We start from the raw sequence: 15,057 nt of genomic DNA on the forward strand, positions 1-15,057 counted from the left end.
TCCGGTGCGGACAGCTGCTCCGCACCGGAAGAATCCAGCGGATTTGTTGAAGTGGTCGAGGGTACGGTAGAGTCTTATCTCGGCCCGGTGAGGTATCGGGGCGTATAGCTCAGGCGGTTAGAGCGCTTCGCTGATAACGAAGAGGTCCCAGGTTCAAGTCCTGGTACGCCCACGGAAGACTGTGAAGACAGTCAACCACAACGGCAAGGAGACAACTGTGAAGAAGCTGATTGCGATTGCAGCGGCGACGGCAGCGGGAGTCTTCGCTTTCCGGAAATGGCAGGAAACTGCCGCGGAGAAATCCATCTGGAAGGCCTCGACCGATAAAGTCGAGTAGCTCCACTAAGGATCGGCCGGTTTGACCACTCTTCCAGGTGGGATATACTGGTGAAGTTCCAAATTCGGGGGCATGGCGCAATTGGTAGCGCACCTGCTTTGCAAGCAGGGGGTTCGGGGTTCGAGTCCCCGTGCCTCCACCGAAAGAAAGTCCCGGCCTGCTGGCCGGGACTTTCTGCTTTAACCACACCCGCGGCTTTGGCTAGCCCCACCTCTGCGGGACACCGGTCCGGGCCGACACAAAGCCGACCGTACGGCGCAGGAACACCGCCGGAACGGACGGACGGATAACCTCGGGGAATGACCTTTTTCCTCGCCGTTATCGGCGTGCTGGGCGTCTCCGCGTCCGGACCCATCATGGCAGCCACTGCCGCACCGGCCCTCGCGATCGCGTTGTGGCGCAATGCACTGGGCGCCGTCATCATGGGAGTTCCCGCCGGGATCCGCGGCCGGGACCAGTTCCGGAACCTCAGCCGCACAGAACTGCGGTGGACGGCATTGGATTCTCTGGCCCTGGCCCTGCACTTTGCCTGTTTCATCACGGCCCTGCAGCTGACCTCGGTGGCGGTTGCCACCGCACTGGTTTGCCTGCAGGCTGGCTGGATCGCTTTGTTCGACGTCTTCCGCGGGCGCCGCGTTGCACCGAAGACACTGGCGGGGCTGGTCATCGCGTTTGCCGGCGTCCTGGTGATTACCGGATTCGACCTGGGTCTCTCCCCCGAAGCGCTGCTGGGTGACGGCCTGGCCGTGGCAGGCGGCGCGCTGGCAGGCCTGTACACGATTGCCGGAGGCAAAGCCCGGCGGACCATGTCCACCGGCACCTACACCACCCTCTGCTACGGCTTCTGTGCCCTGATCCTGGCCGTGCTGTGCCTGGCCTTCCAGCAGCCCGTGATTGGCTTTTCCCCGGCTGCCTGGGCGGGAATCCTCGGTGTCACCGTCATGGCCCAGCTGCTGGGGCACACCGTGTTCAACCACCTGCTGGCCGTCATCAGCCCGCTGGTGGTCTCGATGATCATCCTGCTGGAAATACCGGGGGCAGCGATCCTTGCCGCGATCTTCCTGGGGGAGGAACTGCCAGGCGGCACCTACGCTGGGCTGGCGGTCATCCTGGCGGGCCTCGCCGTCGTCCTGCTGGGACAGGCGAAGAAGAAAGAGGCGCTGCCGCCGTCGTCAAAGGAGGACCCGCTTCCGCCGGCCCCGCCGGCGCTGGGCGGAGACGTGGAACGCTGACTTAACGCCGGAGGGGCCGGACGCCAACTGGCTTCCGGCCCCTCCGTGACTGTCCCGGCAATCCGCCGGGACAGGGTTACTTCTGCGGCTTGTCAGCCTTGGTTTCTGCGTGGGCGCCGCCGGACTTCGTTGCGGCTGCCTCCTGGGTCTTCTTAACGGCTTCGCCGGCCTTGTCGGTTGCCTTCTCAGCGCTCGAAGCAGCGGCTTCCTTCACATTCTGTGCCGCTTCCTTAGCCTTCTGTGCAGCGGTGGCTGCCGTGTCCTTGGCCTGTTCCATCGGCGTTTCGGCTGCCTTGGCCGCGGGCTTGGCTTCTGCCGCGGGCTTGGTCTCTGCGGCGGGCTTGGCTTCTTCTGCAGGCTTTGCCGCGGGAGCCGGAGCGGGGACCGGGACGGAAGGCTGGGCCGGAGCCGGAGTCTTCCAGGGATCCTCGACCGGACGCGAGGCCCGCCAGGCAGCAACGCCGGCTACCACTGCGGAGGCAATGATGCCGAAGATGAGCCAGCCCTTGCCGCCGTTCTTACCCTTCCGGGCTTCCTTGGCGGCCTTGGCAGCAGCCTTCTGGGCTTTCTTCAGCGCCTTCTTGTTACCGGTTGCCTTGGCAACGGCGGTCTGGACCGGAACCGTGGCGGTTCCCAGCTGGCGGGACACTGAGTCTGCTGCCTCGCCAATGCGCGAAGACAGGGTGGGAATGTAGCTGTCCACAACCTTGTCCTTGGCGTGGGTCAGGGCAGGGGATGCCTTGTCCAGCGTGGTCTGGATTTTCGGCACTGCGTCGTCAACAACCTGGCTGATCCTGGGGCCGACTTTCTGCAGACCGTCCTGGAGCCGCGGCGTCACGACTGCTACGCCCTGCGCGATCTCATCTGCTGCACGCTTGAGTCCGTCCTGGATCTTCGGAGATGCAGTCTCAATTCCCTTTTCGATGCGGGGAACTGCCCATCCGACGGCGGCCTCTACTTTGGGGGTTGCCCAGTCACGCGCCGTTTCCACGCCTGCGGTGACATTCGCTTCGAAGTCACGGGCAATGCGGTCCTTCTTGTTCAAAACTACCTCCCAGGATAGTGACGGTTCAGCCTTAGCCTACGTGCAATGCCGGTTCTGTGCTATCAGAGCGCCCCAGGGCAGGGGATTTTCACTGTGCGCTGAACAGGGCGATTTCCAGCCGCCTGTAAGGCCGCCGTGGAAGAATGAGGCGTATGACTGCTATTCCTACCGCAAAAGCAACCGTCCACACGACCAAGGGCGACATCCGGATCAACCTCTTCGGCAACCACGCGCCGAAGACTGTCCGCAACTTCATTGGCCTGGCAACCGGTGAAATCGAATGGACCGACCCGGCCACCGGCGAGAAGACCAGCCGCCCGCTCTATGACGGAACCATCTTCCACCGCATCATCAAGGACTTCATGATCCAGGGCGGCGATCCCCTGGGCCGCGGCACGGGCGGACCGGGTTACCAGTTCGACGACGAGATCAGCCCCGACCTGGACTTCACCGAGCCGTACAAGCTGGCCATGGCCAACGCCGGAATCCAGATGGGCCGCGGCACCAACGGCTCCCAGTTCTTCATCACTTCCGTGCCCACCACCTGGCTCCAGGGCAAGCACACCATCTTCGGTGAAGTGGCCGACGACGAGTCCAAGGCCGTCGTTGACGCACTGAACGCTGTTCCCACCGATATGCGGGACAAGCCGAACGAAGACGTTGTCATCAACAGCATCACCGTCGAGCAGCTCTAGCCGTTTCGCCGGTGCCCCGGCCGGCCCAGCCGGCCGGGGCATACCTCTCTAGAACTTCCTGGAGCACAACACCATGTCCTACGGAGTACCCGCCGGAACCCCGGCACATGAAGTGCCCGTCTGCCCGCGGCACCCCGACAGGGTCAGCTACATCCGGTGCCAGCGCTGCGGCAGGGCTGCGTGCCCCGAGTGCCAGCACACGGCTCCGGTAGGCATCCAATGCGTCGACTGTTACCGGGAAAGCCGCCGGCAGACACCCGGGTACCGCACACAGTATGGTGGTGCCGTCCGGACCGGGAAACCCGTAGTAACCATCACCCTGATGGTGCTGTGCGGTGCGGCCTATGCCCTCCAGTGGCTGGTCCCCGGGTTTACGGAGCTGCTGTGGTTCGCGCCGGTTTACGCCCAGATTGAACCCTGGCGGATGCTGACGGCCGCGTTCCTCCACTCCCCCGGTTTTATTTTCCACATCGCCTTCAACCTCTATGCTCTCTGGCTGCTGGGCAGGTCGCTTGAACCTCTGCTGGGCAGGACGCGCTTCATCCTTCTGTATCTGGTATCCGCGCTGGGCGGATCGATCGGTGTCCTGATCCTTGCCCCGGCCTTCCAAGCGGTCGTCGGCGCCTCGGGAGCCATCTTCGGGCTGTTTGGAGCCCTCTTCGTGATCCAGAGGCAGCGCGGCGGGGACGTCAAAGCACTCCTGGTCCTCATCGGCATCAACCTCGTTCTGGGCTTCCTCTATCCCAGTATTTCCTGGCAGGCCCACCTCGGCGGCCTGCTGACCGGCGCCGCCTGCGGTGCCGTGCTCGCCTACGCTCCTAAGGGTCCGCGCCGTTCCCTCGTCCAGTTCGGCGGGCTGGCCGCCATTGCCCTTGTCCTGGTGGTACTTGGTTTTGTCTGGACCCCGAGCTTCTAGTACGGATACTTCTCCTGGAAGGCCCTGCAGCGCCGGCTGCGGGGCCTTTTTGGTGTTCACGGTCCTGATCCGGTCCAGTACGGCGTGTGCGAAGGCAGGTGGGGGACGCTTTCCACAGCATGGAGCTCGCTTATCCACAGAGATACCCACATTGTTAATAACTTACAGCTGTGTAATTCAGGGCCAGGATGTCCTCCAGAGGGCAGACTCGGTTTCCGTCCTCATCAAATAGCGGCGTTATCCACAGGGCAGATGGCGAGTTGTGCACAGCCGGTGGGAAACTTCTGTGGAAAGTTATCCAGTGCCGCGCTCTAGTTACACACATGTAATTCCACAGCTGTGGATAACTCGGTTCCCTTTGTTTGCAGCGAACTACCGAGGAGTAGCCACAGAGATACCCACAGATGTGGATAACTATTCACACAAGCTGGGCATAAGTTCGAAGGAACAGAGAGACGGTTGTCCCCAGCTTTTCCACCCCTGCCTGTGGATGGGTTCACTGCCAGAGGAGCATCTCGGATGTGTATGGGGAAATGACCACACACAGAGTTATCCACGACTGTGGATAACTCTGTGTGGAGAAGTACTGTGCCTGTGGGTATCCCTGTTTAAAACCCTGCGGCTGTTCCGGAGATCCGGAAGGCAAAAAAGAACTCCCCGGACGCTGTCCGGGGAGTTCTCGAATGTTGCTTTATGCGCCTACCGCCAGCGCGTAGTCATCAGGAAGCCCACAATCGCTACGCCGAAGCCGACGAGGATATTGCCGGCGCCCAGGGCCGGTACGGGGTAGACGCCCTCGGAGATGTAGAACACGATGATCCAGATCAGGCCAATGAGCATCAGCCCGAACATCACGGGCTTGTACCAGACTGGGTTCGGCTTGGGCGCTGCCTTTCCCTTGGCAGGTGCTTCTGCTGGCACTGCTGCCGCCTTCTTGCGGGACTTTGACTCGGGCACGGATCCTCCTAGCGGAACCGGCTCAATCGATGCCGGCATGGATATGGTCTTGGGTTCCCAAATAGTCGCCCGGCCCGGCCTGCAGCTATATCCTGACGGGTAACTGCGTTGGGCGGGTGCCTTTACGGGAAGCCCTTCCTTCCAATCGTAGCGAATGGGAGCCGGGGACGTGCCCGGATTCACAGCAGGATCACGAGAGGACCATGTGGACAGTACGGTCAGGCAGGGTGGGGACGCGCAGCTCCCGTTGCCTCAGTCTCCGGTGGACAAGCGGCGTCCGCGCGCTCGAAAGCCGGGTAAAGGTGCCTTCGCAGTCCAGGTGGCCGGGGAACTGCTTATTACCCTCGGGCTGATCCTGGTGCTATTCGTAGTGTGGGAACTCTGGTGGACCAACATCGAGGCCGACCGCAAACAGGAAGCCGCCATGGAGGAACTTTTCGCGCAGTTCGGTCCCGTCCCGGAGGTTCCTGCCGACTCCGGTCCAGGAGACTACGGAGACCCGGCGGTGCTTCCGGCTCCCGAGTCCGACGGAACCACCTTCGCGGCCATCTACATTCCGCGGTTTGGGCCGGAGCATGCCAGGCCAGTGACTGAGGGTGTCGGACCCGAGGTCCTGGACAGCCTGGGACTGGGGCACTACCCGGAGACAGCCATGCCCGGTGAGGTGGGGAACTTCGCTCTCGCAGGCCACCGGCAGACACACGGACAGGTACTGGATGCGGTGGATACCCTGGTGCCCGGCGATCGGATCTACGTCCAGACAGCACAGGGCTTCTACACCTACGTGTACCGCAACAGCCAAATAGTTCTCCCGGACAAGGTGGACGTGTTGGCCCCCGTACCTACGCAACCGGGTGTTGTTCCGGAAGAACGGATCCTGACCCTGACCACGTGCAATCCCCGGTTCGGGTCAGAGGAGCGGTTCATTTCCTACGCGGTACTCGAATCATGGCAGCCTGCCTCGGCCGGGCCGCCCGAAGCAATCGCAGCGCTCGTTGCCGGGCGCTGAAGGACAGGGATAAAATGTACGCTTGGATATTCAGGCATCTCCCCGGGCCGCTCTGGGTCCGAATCCTCACGGCACTGGCGCTGGCGGCCTCGGTGGTCCTCGTCCTGATGGTTTGGGTTTTTCCATGGTTCTCGGAATTCAGCTTCCTGGCGCCCCTCACGGATTCAACGATTGGCGGTTCTGAAACACAATGAGCACCAGCATCCTCGTAGTCGACAACTACGACAGCTTTGTGTACACCTTGGTGGGCTACCTCCAGGAACTTGGCGCCCAGACAACAGTCATCCGCAATGACGACGTGAGCCTGGACGAAGCCAGGGAACTCGCGGCCGCGCGGGACGGCGTCCTGGTCTCCCCCGGTCCAGGCGCACCGGCACAGGCCGGTGTCTGCATCGACCTGATTCGCTGGTGCCGCGACAACAACAAACCCATGCTGGGCATCTGCCTGGGACATCAGGCCCTGGCAGAGGCGTTCGGCGGCACCGTTACGCATGCACCGGAACTCATGCATGGAAAGACTTCCGAGGTCCAGCATTCATCAGCTGATGTTTTCGCCGGCCTGCCGAGCCCGCTGACGGCGACGCGCTACCACTCGCTCGCGGCGGTAGCAGAGACGGTGCCGGAGGAATTGGAAGTCACGGCCCGGACCCAGAGCGGGATCATCATGGGCCTTCGGCACCGAACTGCTCCGCTGTCTGGCGTCCAGTTCCATCCTGAATCCGTGCTTACTGAAGGCGGGTACCAGATGCTGGGGAACTGGCTGGAAGGGCTTGGCCTGGCTGGAGCAGCCGCTCACGCAGCAACCCTGAGCCCCCTTATCAGTTCCAGGGCCTAGCGGCCTCGTTCCTGGCTGTTAGCCGCCGCCCCTGCGGTTTCCCGGCCCTGTCGGGGACTCCGAGGAATCGGAGGAAGCCGAGGGCGAGGGCGACGGTGAAGGTGCCTTGGCAACGGTCAGCTTGATCGTGCTCCCCTGCGGCACATCGCTTCCAGGCTGAGCGCTTTGACCGGTGACTGTTCCCGGCTCCACCACGCTGTTCTCCACTTCCTCCACCTCTGTCTCGAGGCCGTAGGCAGGATCGGCGAGGAAGGCCCTGGCCTCTTCGACCTCCATGTCCACGACGTTGGGAACCGAGACTTTGCCGCTGGACAGGACCAGGTCCACGGTGCTGCCCATCTGGACCGATGTGCCGACGCCGGGCGCCGTCTCGATGACCCTTCCTTCGGGAACGGTGGCACTGTTGACGGTGGTGGTGTTTCCGCCCTGCAGACCGAGCAGCCGCAGCGTGTCCCGTGCCTGGGCTTCACTCATCCCGGGCAGGGTATCGGGAATCTGGATGGCAGAGGGTCCCTGTGAGATGTACAGGGTGATCTCGCTGTCCAAGGCTACGGTGCTGCCTGCCTCCGGTTCTGTGCCGATGGCGAGACCGGATTCGACCGTGTCGCTGTACTGGGACTCAGTGGCCGGGGCCCGGAAGCCCTTTTCGAGCAGCGCATTGATCGCTGCCGTCTGCGTCATGTTCTCCACATCCGGGATGCTCGCAGTGGCGGGCGGAGGAGGGGGCTGGTTCATGAGGTTGTATGCGTAGATCCCGCCCGCAGCCAGGAGCAACCCGATTGCCACGAACAAGGTAACGATCCAGGCGGTGCGCCTTCCGCGCCGTTCGTGCTTCTGGTTTCGGGTGTCTTCGTAAGGCGGTTCTGGGGTTTCCTCAAGGTCGTCGGCAGACATGCTTGTCAGCGGTCCGCCTTCTAGGACCCGTGCCATGGCGCGGGTGCGCGGTTCTTCGTCCGGAATCGGAGCGGAGGAAACCGGGGAATGGGGCACTGCCTGCGTGGCAGCGGTCTGGAATGTGTCCGGCGTTCCGTTCCGGGCAGCGAGAAGTGCGTCCCGAAAATCGTGTGCACTCTGGTACCTGTCATTCCGGTCTTTGGCCAGGGCGCGCTCCAGCACGGACTCGAGCGCGCCAGAGACCTCCGGGTTGAAGCTGGCGGCCTTGGGCGGAGCTTCGCGAACGTGCTGGTAGGCAACCGACACCGGACTGTCCCCTATAAAAGGGGGCCTTCCGGCTAGCATCTCAAACAACAGGCATGCAGCGGAGTAAAGGTCGCTGCGCGCATCGACGGTCTCGCCGCGGGCCTGCTCGGGAGAGAGATACTGCGCGGTTCCTATGACGGCCTGGGTCTGGGTCATGGTCGCCGCTGAATCCGCCACCGCCCTGGCAATGCCAAAATCCATTACCTTGACGTGCCCGTCGCGGGTCACCATGACGTTAGCCGGCTTGATGTCCCGGTGGACGATGCCCGAGCGGTGGCTGTATTCAAGGGCAGCAAGCACGCCGAGCGTGTAATCCACAGCATCGTCAGTGCTGACCTCCCCTGCCTTGATCAGGTCACGCAGGGTCCGTCCGGAGACGTACTCCATGACGATGAAAGGCAGGCGGGGATCGTCCGGAGAGCCATTGGCCGGCGCCTGGTCACCGGTGTCGTAGACGGAGACGATCGACGCGTGGTTCAAGCCGGCGACGGCCTGGGCTTCCCGGCGGAACCGTGACTGGAACAGCGGATCACGAGCCAGGTCCGGACGCAGCACCTTAATGGCAACGGCCCGGCCCAGGCGTGAATCGCGGCCGAGGTATACATCTGCCATGCCGCCGCGGCCGATCAGCTCGCCGACCTCGTAGCGGCCGTCAAGAATCCGCTCCGTGTTCAGCGTTGGGTGTCCATTGTCAGCACTCATGGTTTTTAGGACCCGTCAGTGCTTGATCCGCTGGGGCCGGGGGTGGATGCCGGACCGGTGGAAACAACGATGGTGACGGTGGATCCCTTGGCTACGGTGGCTCCCTGCTGGGGATTGACACTGATCACCTGGCCTGACGGTACATCGTTCGACGGCTGGCGCACCACATCAGGGACAAGGCCGGCATTGACTACCTGCTGGCTGACCGAAGACTCGGGCTGGTTCAGCAGCCCGCCGGGAACTGTCACCTGTTCGGGGCCGGAGGAATAGGTGATAGCGACGGCGTCTCCGCGGGAGAGGGTGCCTACCGGATTGACATCCAGGACCGTACCTTCAGGCTGGTCGGAGGGCACGGGGTTCCTGCTCACGGCCAGTCCCAGGGCGCTCAGCTCCTGGGAAACCTCGTTGACGTTCCGGCCCTGGTACTGGGAGGCGTTGATGGTGATCTCTTCCACCGTTGCACTCGGAGTCGGGCTGGCAGAGGGCTGCGTCGGGGACGGGGAACTCGACGTCGGGGAGGCACTGCTTCGCGTGGGCGTGCTGGACGCCGACGTGGACGGCGACCTCGTCGGATCAGAGTCGCCTGCCGGATCAGAGTTGAGGTTCAGTACCACCAGGGCGATGATGCCTGCCAGCACGAGGGTGAGGACGATGATCAGCGGGATGAGCCACTTCTTGCGCTTGGGCTGCTGTTCGTCGTACTCGTCATAGCCGTCATCATCACCGTCGCCGTCATCCTCGTTCCATTCCCGGGAAGCAGCGAGCGAACCGGTCTGCCCTGCGGCCGAAGCCACGGGAAGCGCAGAGGTCGAGGGAGCAGTGTCCACCACGCGCGTGGCAGAGGTGTTGCCCGGCATCGGGACCGGCGCAGTGACAGCGCTGGTTGCCGCGGTTCCTCCCGGGCCGAAGAGCAGCATTCCGGGTACGGCCTGCTCGGCGGCAGCGATGTCTCCGCGGCGGATAGCGGCTACAGCGCGCGCCAGGGCCTCGGCATCAGCGGGGCGGTCCGCCGGATCCTTGGCCAGCATGGACATGATGAGCGCCCGCACCGGTGCGGGAATGGATTCAGGCAGCGGCGGCGGGGTGTCATTGACCTGGGCCAGGGCGATGGCGATCTGGGATTCACCGGAGAACGGGCGTGTTCCGGCCAGCAGCTCGTACCCGATAACGCCCAGGGCATAGATGTCACTGGATCCCGTGGCCTGCTGGCCGGTGGCCTGCTCGGGTGCGAGGTACTGGGCCGTGCCCATGACCTGTCCCGTGGCAGTGAGCGGCACCTGATCGGCCAGGCGGGCAATGCCGAAGTCAGTGATTTTGACCCGGCCGTCAGGCATGATGAGCAGGTTTCCCGGCTTGACGTCGCGGTGCACGAGGCCCTGCCGGTGTGCCACGGCCAGGGCCGTGGCGGTCTGGCCGATGATGGAGAGGGTCCGGTCCGGAGACAGGACTTTTTCACGCTCGATGATCGTGGACAGCGGCTGGCCGGGCACCAGTTCCATCACCAGGTACGCGGATCCCTCTTCTTCGCCGTAGTCGAAGACGTTCGCGATGCCCTCATGGTTGAGCAGGGCGGTGTGGCGCGCTTCGGCACGGAAGCGGTTCAGGAAGCCCGGATCGCCGGTGTACTCCTCTTTGAGGATCTTGATGGCGACTATCCGGCCCAGGACAAGGTCCCGCGCCTTCCAGACTTCGCCCATGCCGCCGATCGCTATACGATCGGTCAGCTGGAACCTGCCGCCTAAGGTGATACCCGATGTAGGCCTCACTTATTCAACACCGCCTCTAGGAGTTTTTGCGCGCTTGGGGTGGTCAATTGGGATCCAGTGGCCAGGTCAACGTTTTCCATCACGATTGAAATGACCACCTCCGGGTCTTCTGCCGGGGCGAAACCGGTGAACCAGGCGTTGTCGCCGCGGCCTTCGACTTCTGCCGTTCCGGTCTTGCCCGCAACCTTGACCCCGGGGATCCTGGCTGCGGAGGCGGTGCCGTTGTCTACTACGCTGACCATCCAGTCGGTCAGCTGTGCAGCCGTGCCGGGACTGATCGATTCGTTGAGGACCTTGGGCTCGGGTTCGTCGAGCACTGAAAGGTCAGGTGCACGGACCGTCTTGATCAGGTTCGGTGTCATCTGCACGCCGTTGTTGGCGATGGCCGCGGAAATCATGGCCACCTGCAGGGGAGTGGCTGTGACGCTGCCCTGGCCGATGGAGGACAGGGCAAGTTCCGCCTGGTCCTCCGTCTCGGGGAAGCTGCTGGCGGTCACTGGTGTGGGAATGCTGAACGTTTCGCCGAAACCGAATTTCTCTGCCTGTTCCGCCAGTGCGTCCTGCCCGACTTCCCATGCAATCTGCGCGAAGACAGTATTGCAGGACTGTTCAAGTGCGAACTGAATGTCCGCTTCACTGCGGCTGGCGCAGGCACCGTTGGTGTAGTTCGGCAGCGAAACGGTGCTTCCGGGCAGCGGCAGGGCCGGCGGGTTAGGAATCACCGAATCGGCGGTGAATTTTCCGGTTTCAAGGGCAGCAGCCGCGTCAACAAGCTTGAATGTGGAACCCGGGGCCAGCAGTGACTGGGTGGCCGGGTTCAGGTAAGGGGAGAGCCCGGGAACCGAGAGGAGCTGGTCCATGTTGGCTTCCACGGCCTGGGTATCGTGGCCGGCCAGGAGATTCGTGTCGTAGGAAGGCTTTGAGACCATGGCCAGGATGTCGCCGGTCTTGGGATCCATCATGACTATCGAACCGCGCTGGCCCTCCGGAATGAGGTCGTAGGCCATCTGCTGGAGCTGCGGATCGATTGTCAGTTCCACCGACGCGCCCTGCGCCTGGGCGCCGGAGAAGAGCTGGACCAGCCGGTCATAGAACTGCTGGTCGCTGTTTCCGGACAGCTCATCGCTCAGGGCCTGCTCCAGCTGCGAGCTGCCGTGGACCAGGGAGAAGTAGCCGGTCAGCGCCGAGTACAGCTCCGGGTTGTTGTAGACCCGCTGGTAATTGAACTGGTCATTGGACGGGACGGACTCCGCGATGGGAGCACCGTCAACCAGAATTGAACCGCGGTTCTGGCCAAACTCCTTGTAGAGCTGTCGATTGTTGATCGGGTTGGCATTGAGCTCGTTCGCAGCAAAGAACTGCACGTAGGTCAGCGAGCACAGGATGGCCAGGAACATGGCCAGCGCGACTATCCAGGAGTTGCGGATTGCCTGGTTCATGCGCCTGTCACCTCATTCCTTGCCTTGCCGTACGTTTTGCCCCGGTCTGCACCCGGTGCTGCCAGGGCCGGTTCCATATCCAGGGGGAGCCCGGTAGCGGCAGGGCGCCTCGCCGCGTTCGAGATCAGCAGCAGGAGGGCCACGATGATCCAGTTGGCCAGCAGCGACGAACCTCCCGCGGACATGAACGGCGTCGTGAGGCCGGTTAGCGGAATGAGGCGGGTAACACCGCCAATGACAACAAAGCACTGCAGGGCAATAGTGAAGGACAATCCGCACGCCAGGAGCTTGCCAAAGCCGTCCCTGGTGCCAAGGGCGGCGCGGAAGCCGCGGGAAACCAGCAGCACATACATGAGGACGATCGCAAAGATTCCGATCAGGCCCAGCTCTTCGCCGAGGGCAGCGATGATCATGTCCGAATTCGCGTAGGTCACGAGGTCCGGCCGGCCCTGGCCCAGCCCTGTGCCCGTCATGCCACCGCTGGCAAGGCCAAAGAGGCCGTTCACCACCTGGAAACTGCCGCCGGGGACACGGGCTATGACTTCCGGATCGAACGCGTTGATCCAGCTGTCGATGCGCAGTGCTACGTGGCTGAAGAGCTGTACGGCTACGAAGCCGCCGGCGCCGATCAGTGCCAGGCCGATCAGTACCCAGCTCACCCGGCTGGTGGCCACGTAGATCATGGCCATGAAGAGTCCGAAGAACAGGATGGAAGAGCCCAGGTCCCGCTGGAAGACCAGGACGCCGATGCTCACGGCCCAGGCGGCCATCATGGGTCCCATGTCCTTGAAGCGCGGGAGCTGCAGGGGTCCCACTTTGCGGCCGGCGAGAAGGATCAGGTCCCGGTTTGCCGATAGATACCCTGCGAAGAATATGGCCAGCGTGATCTTGGCGATTTCACCGGGCTGGAAGGTGCCGAAGCCAACGTTGATCCAGATCCGGGCACCGTTGATTTCCTGTCCAAGGCCCGGCATCAGCGGCAGCAGGAGCAGCAATGCGCTGACGATCAGCGAAATGTAGGTATAGCGGCGCAGGATCCGGTGGTCCTTGATAAAGAACATGACGGCTATGGCTGCTGCCACGGCCACCGTGCTCCACAGCAGCTGACGGTCGGCTGCATCATCACCGTTGGCAATATCCAAGCGGTGAATCATGGCGAGACCAACGCCGTTCAGGGCAGTGACTATCGGAAGTATTACCGGATCGGCATACTTGGCACGGAAGCGCAGCACGACGTGGAAGGCCAGGACCAGGGCTACGAGGGTCCCGCCCTGGACCCAGAAATCCGAATCGAAGGCGCGGTCTTCGTCAATGCCCACCAGCATGTTGGCCCCGACGCCCACGCCCAGCGCGAGTACCAGCAGCACTGCCTCGATGTTTCGGCGCGGTTTGGCCGGGGCGGTGATATCTGACATCACTGCTGCCCTCCACATGAATTGATGGCAGGAAGCCCGTCCGGCCCGTTGTTGGCGCCAAGGGCGTCAGCCAGCACGGACGGGGAAGGCGAGGGCGCAGGCTCGGAGGGCTGAGGGCACAGGATTGCCTTGGCGGTGCCGCGAAGCTGGCCGACAATCTGCTCCGCGTGCACCAGGTCCTTGGCCGGAACGGTGTCATTGACCCTGCTGCGCCAGTACTCGGGCAGGCTGTCGACGGGAATGTCGGTTGTCTCGGTGACATGGGAGAGCTTGACCGGACCGAGTGTCTGGGAGACACCGTTGTAGATTGCCACGCGGTTGTCCGCTGTCCCTACGTAGTAGCGGGTCTGCGTCCAGGCGTATCCCACCCACAGCACCGAGGCGAGCAGGGCTGCAATGACGGCAAGCACGGTGATGAGGATCCAGCGCCTGCGCTTCCGAGGCGGCTCGGGGGCCTGCGTCTCGGGGGCAGCGGCGTCGTCGTCTGCCTTGTGCATGAGCAGGCGCGCAGCGCGGCGTTCAGCCGAACGCTTGGTGACAATGGGAATCTGCCCGGTCTCGGTGGCCAGCGAGGCGGCACCCACCAGCAGGTGGGGACGGGAAGCCAGGTCGCGCCGGATAACCTCGGCCCGTACGGGGCTGTCCGCCTCTCGTTCCTCGTCATCCGGTTCCTCGCCGCCGGAGGCCTGCGCCCCGTCCTTGGTGTCGGCGGGACGTTCGGCGGCCGCAGCGGGGACTTCGGCCGTGCCGGCCGTGGCGGGGGCGGGTTCGCGGGCCGGTGCCGGAGCATCGGCCTCGTCGACCACTTCGATGACCGCCACGGTCACGTTGTCCGGAGAACCCCCGGCAAGCGTCAGCTCAACCAGGGTGTCCACTGCGGTGGAAAGGTCTTTGGAGTCACGGAGGACGGCCTCAATGTCGCTGTCCCGCAGAACCGCGTTCAGCCCGTCGGAGCACAGCAGCCACTTTTCGCCCGGCTCGACCTCGAAGGTTGCCAGATCCAGTTCCGGGCTCGCATCGACGTCGCCCAGGACGCGCATCAGCACGTTCTTGTGCGGGTGTGACTCGGCTTCTTCTGGACGCAGGCGCCCTTCATCGATGAGTCGCTGCACGAAGGTGTGGTCGATGCTGATTTGCTCGAAGACACCGTCCTTGAGGCGGTAGGCCCGCGAATCCCCGATGTGTGCAAGGGCCACCCGGTCTCCCTGGAGCAGCATGGCGGTGACCGTGGTGCCCATTCCGGAGAGCTCCGGGGAGGTGGTCACCAGTTCCGAGAGCAATGAATTCGCGGCCTGGATTTCGTCTGCCAGGACGGTGACGGCCTGGTCCTCGAGATCGGGGCGGTCCAGGTGGACGAGGTCCAGCACCGTGGATGCAGATGCTACGTTGCCGCCCGCGTGGCCCCCCATGCCGTCGGCGACGACGGCGAGGTAGCGCCCAACGTAGGCAGAATCGTCATTCTTGAAACGAACCATGCCTACGTCGGAGCGGGCAGCGTACCGAAGGACC

General features: G+C 63.4%; 14 protein-coding genes and 2 tRNA genes. 9 read left to right on the top strand and 7 right to left on the bottom strand.

Annotated elements, in window-relative coordinates:
* Positions 1-98: 98 nt before the first annotated feature.
* The 4 genes from GD628_RS05875 (at position 99) to GD628_RS05885 (ending at position 1,569) form a co-directional block, all read left to right on the top strand.
* Positions 99-172: transfer RNA gene (locus GD628_RS05875), tRNA-Ile, on the top strand.
* A gap of 45 nt (positions 173-217) precedes the next feature.
* Positions 218-337, top strand: a complete 120-nt coding sequence (locus tag GD628_RS16635; RefSeq protein ID WP_218054900.1) for a DLW-39 family protein — start codon at positions 218-220, stop codon at positions 335-337.
* Positions 338-403: 66 nt separating this feature from the next.
* Positions 404-476: transfer RNA gene (locus tag GD628_RS05880), tRNA-Ala, on the top strand.
* A gap of 160 nt (positions 477-636) precedes the next feature.
* On the top strand, positions 637-1,569 hold the full coding sequence (locus GD628_RS05885; RefSeq protein WP_152274091.1) for a DMT family transporter: 933 nt from the start codon (positions 637-639) through the stop codon (positions 1,567-1,569).
* A gap of 76 nt (positions 1,570-1,645) precedes the next feature.
* Here the strand turns inward: GD628_RS05885 and GD628_RS05890 are convergent, their stop codons facing one another.
* Entirely contained in the window at positions 1,646-2,614 is a 969-nt protein-coding gene (locus tag GD628_RS05890) for a hypothetical protein (RefSeq protein WP_193313203.1), read from the bottom strand.
* 152 nt (positions 2,615-2,766) lie between these two features.
* Between GD628_RS05890 and GD628_RS05895 the strand changes: the two genes are divergently transcribed.
* Positions 2,767-3,309 carry a peptidylprolyl isomerase gene (locus GD628_RS05895; protein ID WP_091600870.1) on the top strand — a complete coding sequence of 181 codons (543 nt, stop codon included), beginning with the start codon at positions 2,767-2,769 and terminating at the stop codon, positions 3,307-3,309.
* A gap of 322 nt (positions 3,310-3,631) precedes the next feature.
* The gene (locus tag GD628_RS05900) at positions 3,632-4,225 is read left to right on the top strand and encodes a rhomboid family intramembrane serine protease (RefSeq protein WP_325786174.1); all 594 of its coding nucleotides are present in this window, start codon (positions 3,632-3,634) and stop codon (positions 4,223-4,225) included.
* A 699-nt stretch (positions 4,226-4,924) separates the two neighbouring features.
* On the opposite strand, the gene GD628_RS05905 is transcribed toward GD628_RS05900, so the two are convergent.
* Complete coding sequence (locus GD628_RS05905) at positions 4,925-5,182, bottom strand: cell division protein CrgA (protein ID WP_091600868.1); 258 nt, start codon at positions 5,180-5,182, stop codon at positions 4,925-4,927.
* Positions 5,183-5,444: 262 nt separating this feature from the next.
* Between GD628_RS05905 and GD628_RS05910 the strand changes: the two genes are divergently transcribed.
* Genes GD628_RS05910 through GD628_RS05920 form a run of 3 tightly spaced genes read left to right on the top strand, consistent with a single transcriptional unit; the run spans position 5,445 to position 7,026 of the window.
* The gene (locus GD628_RS05910; protein WP_226802387.1) at positions 5,445-6,191 is read left to right on the top strand and encodes a class E sortase; all 747 of its coding nucleotides are present in this window, start codon (positions 5,445-5,447) and stop codon (positions 6,189-6,191) included.
* A gap of 14 nt (positions 6,192-6,205) precedes the next feature.
* Complete coding sequence (locus GD628_RS16640) at positions 6,206-6,385, top strand: hypothetical protein (RefSeq protein ID WP_091600866.1); 180 nt, start codon at positions 6,206-6,208, stop codon at positions 6,383-6,385.
* A complete protein-coding gene (locus tag GD628_RS05920; protein WP_152274093.1) occupies positions 6,382-7,026 on the top strand; it encodes an aminodeoxychorismate/anthranilate synthase component II in 645 nt (214 codons plus the stop codon). The genes GD628_RS16640 and GD628_RS05920 overlap by 4 nt, the downstream gene beginning before the upstream one ends.
* 18 nt (positions 7,027-7,044) lie before the next feature.
* Here GD628_RS05920 and pknB read toward each other — a convergent pair whose 3' ends face one another.
* The 5 genes from pknB to GD628_RS05945 are packed head-to-tail and all read right to left on the bottom strand — an operon-like array spanning position 7,045 to position 15,023.
* Positions 7,045-8,928 (bottom strand): Stk1 family PASTA domain-containing Ser/Thr kinase, encoded by a 1,884-nt coding sequence (gene pknB / locus GD628_RS05925; protein ID WP_226802356.1) that lies wholly within the window; start codon positions 8,926-8,928, stop codon positions 7,045-7,047.
* A 5-nt stretch (positions 8,929-8,933) separates the two neighbouring features.
* Positions 8,934-10,694, bottom strand: a complete 1,761-nt coding sequence (locus tag GD628_RS05930; protein WP_091600863.1) for a protein kinase domain-containing protein — start codon at positions 10,692-10,694, stop codon at positions 8,934-8,936.
* The gene (locus GD628_RS05935) at positions 10,691-12,133 is read right to left on the bottom strand and encodes a peptidoglycan D,D-transpeptidase FtsI family protein (RefSeq protein ID WP_091600862.1); all 1,443 of its coding nucleotides are present in this window, start codon (positions 12,131-12,133) and stop codon (positions 10,691-10,693) included. The genes GD628_RS05930 and GD628_RS05935 overlap by 4 nt, the downstream gene beginning before the upstream one ends.
* A complete protein-coding gene (locus GD628_RS05940) occupies positions 12,130-13,548 on the bottom strand; it encodes an FtsW/RodA/SpoVE family cell cycle protein (RefSeq protein ID WP_091600861.1) in 1,419 nt (472 codons plus the stop codon). Before GD628_RS05940 ends, GD628_RS05935 begins: the two co-directional genes overlap by 4 nt.
* Complete coding sequence (locus GD628_RS05945; protein WP_091601495.1) at positions 13,548-15,023, bottom strand: PP2C family protein-serine/threonine phosphatase; 1,476 nt, start codon at positions 15,021-15,023, stop codon at positions 13,548-13,550. The genes GD628_RS05940 and GD628_RS05945 overlap by 1 nt, the downstream gene beginning before the upstream one ends.
* Between the last annotated feature and the right edge of the window lie 34 nt (positions 15,024-15,057).

The organism is Arthrobacter koreensis (assembly GCF_009193255.1).
In the GTDB taxonomy this organism is placed as follows: Bacteria; Actinomycetota; Actinomycetes; order Actinomycetales; family Micrococcaceae; genus Arthrobacter_B; species Arthrobacter_B koreensis.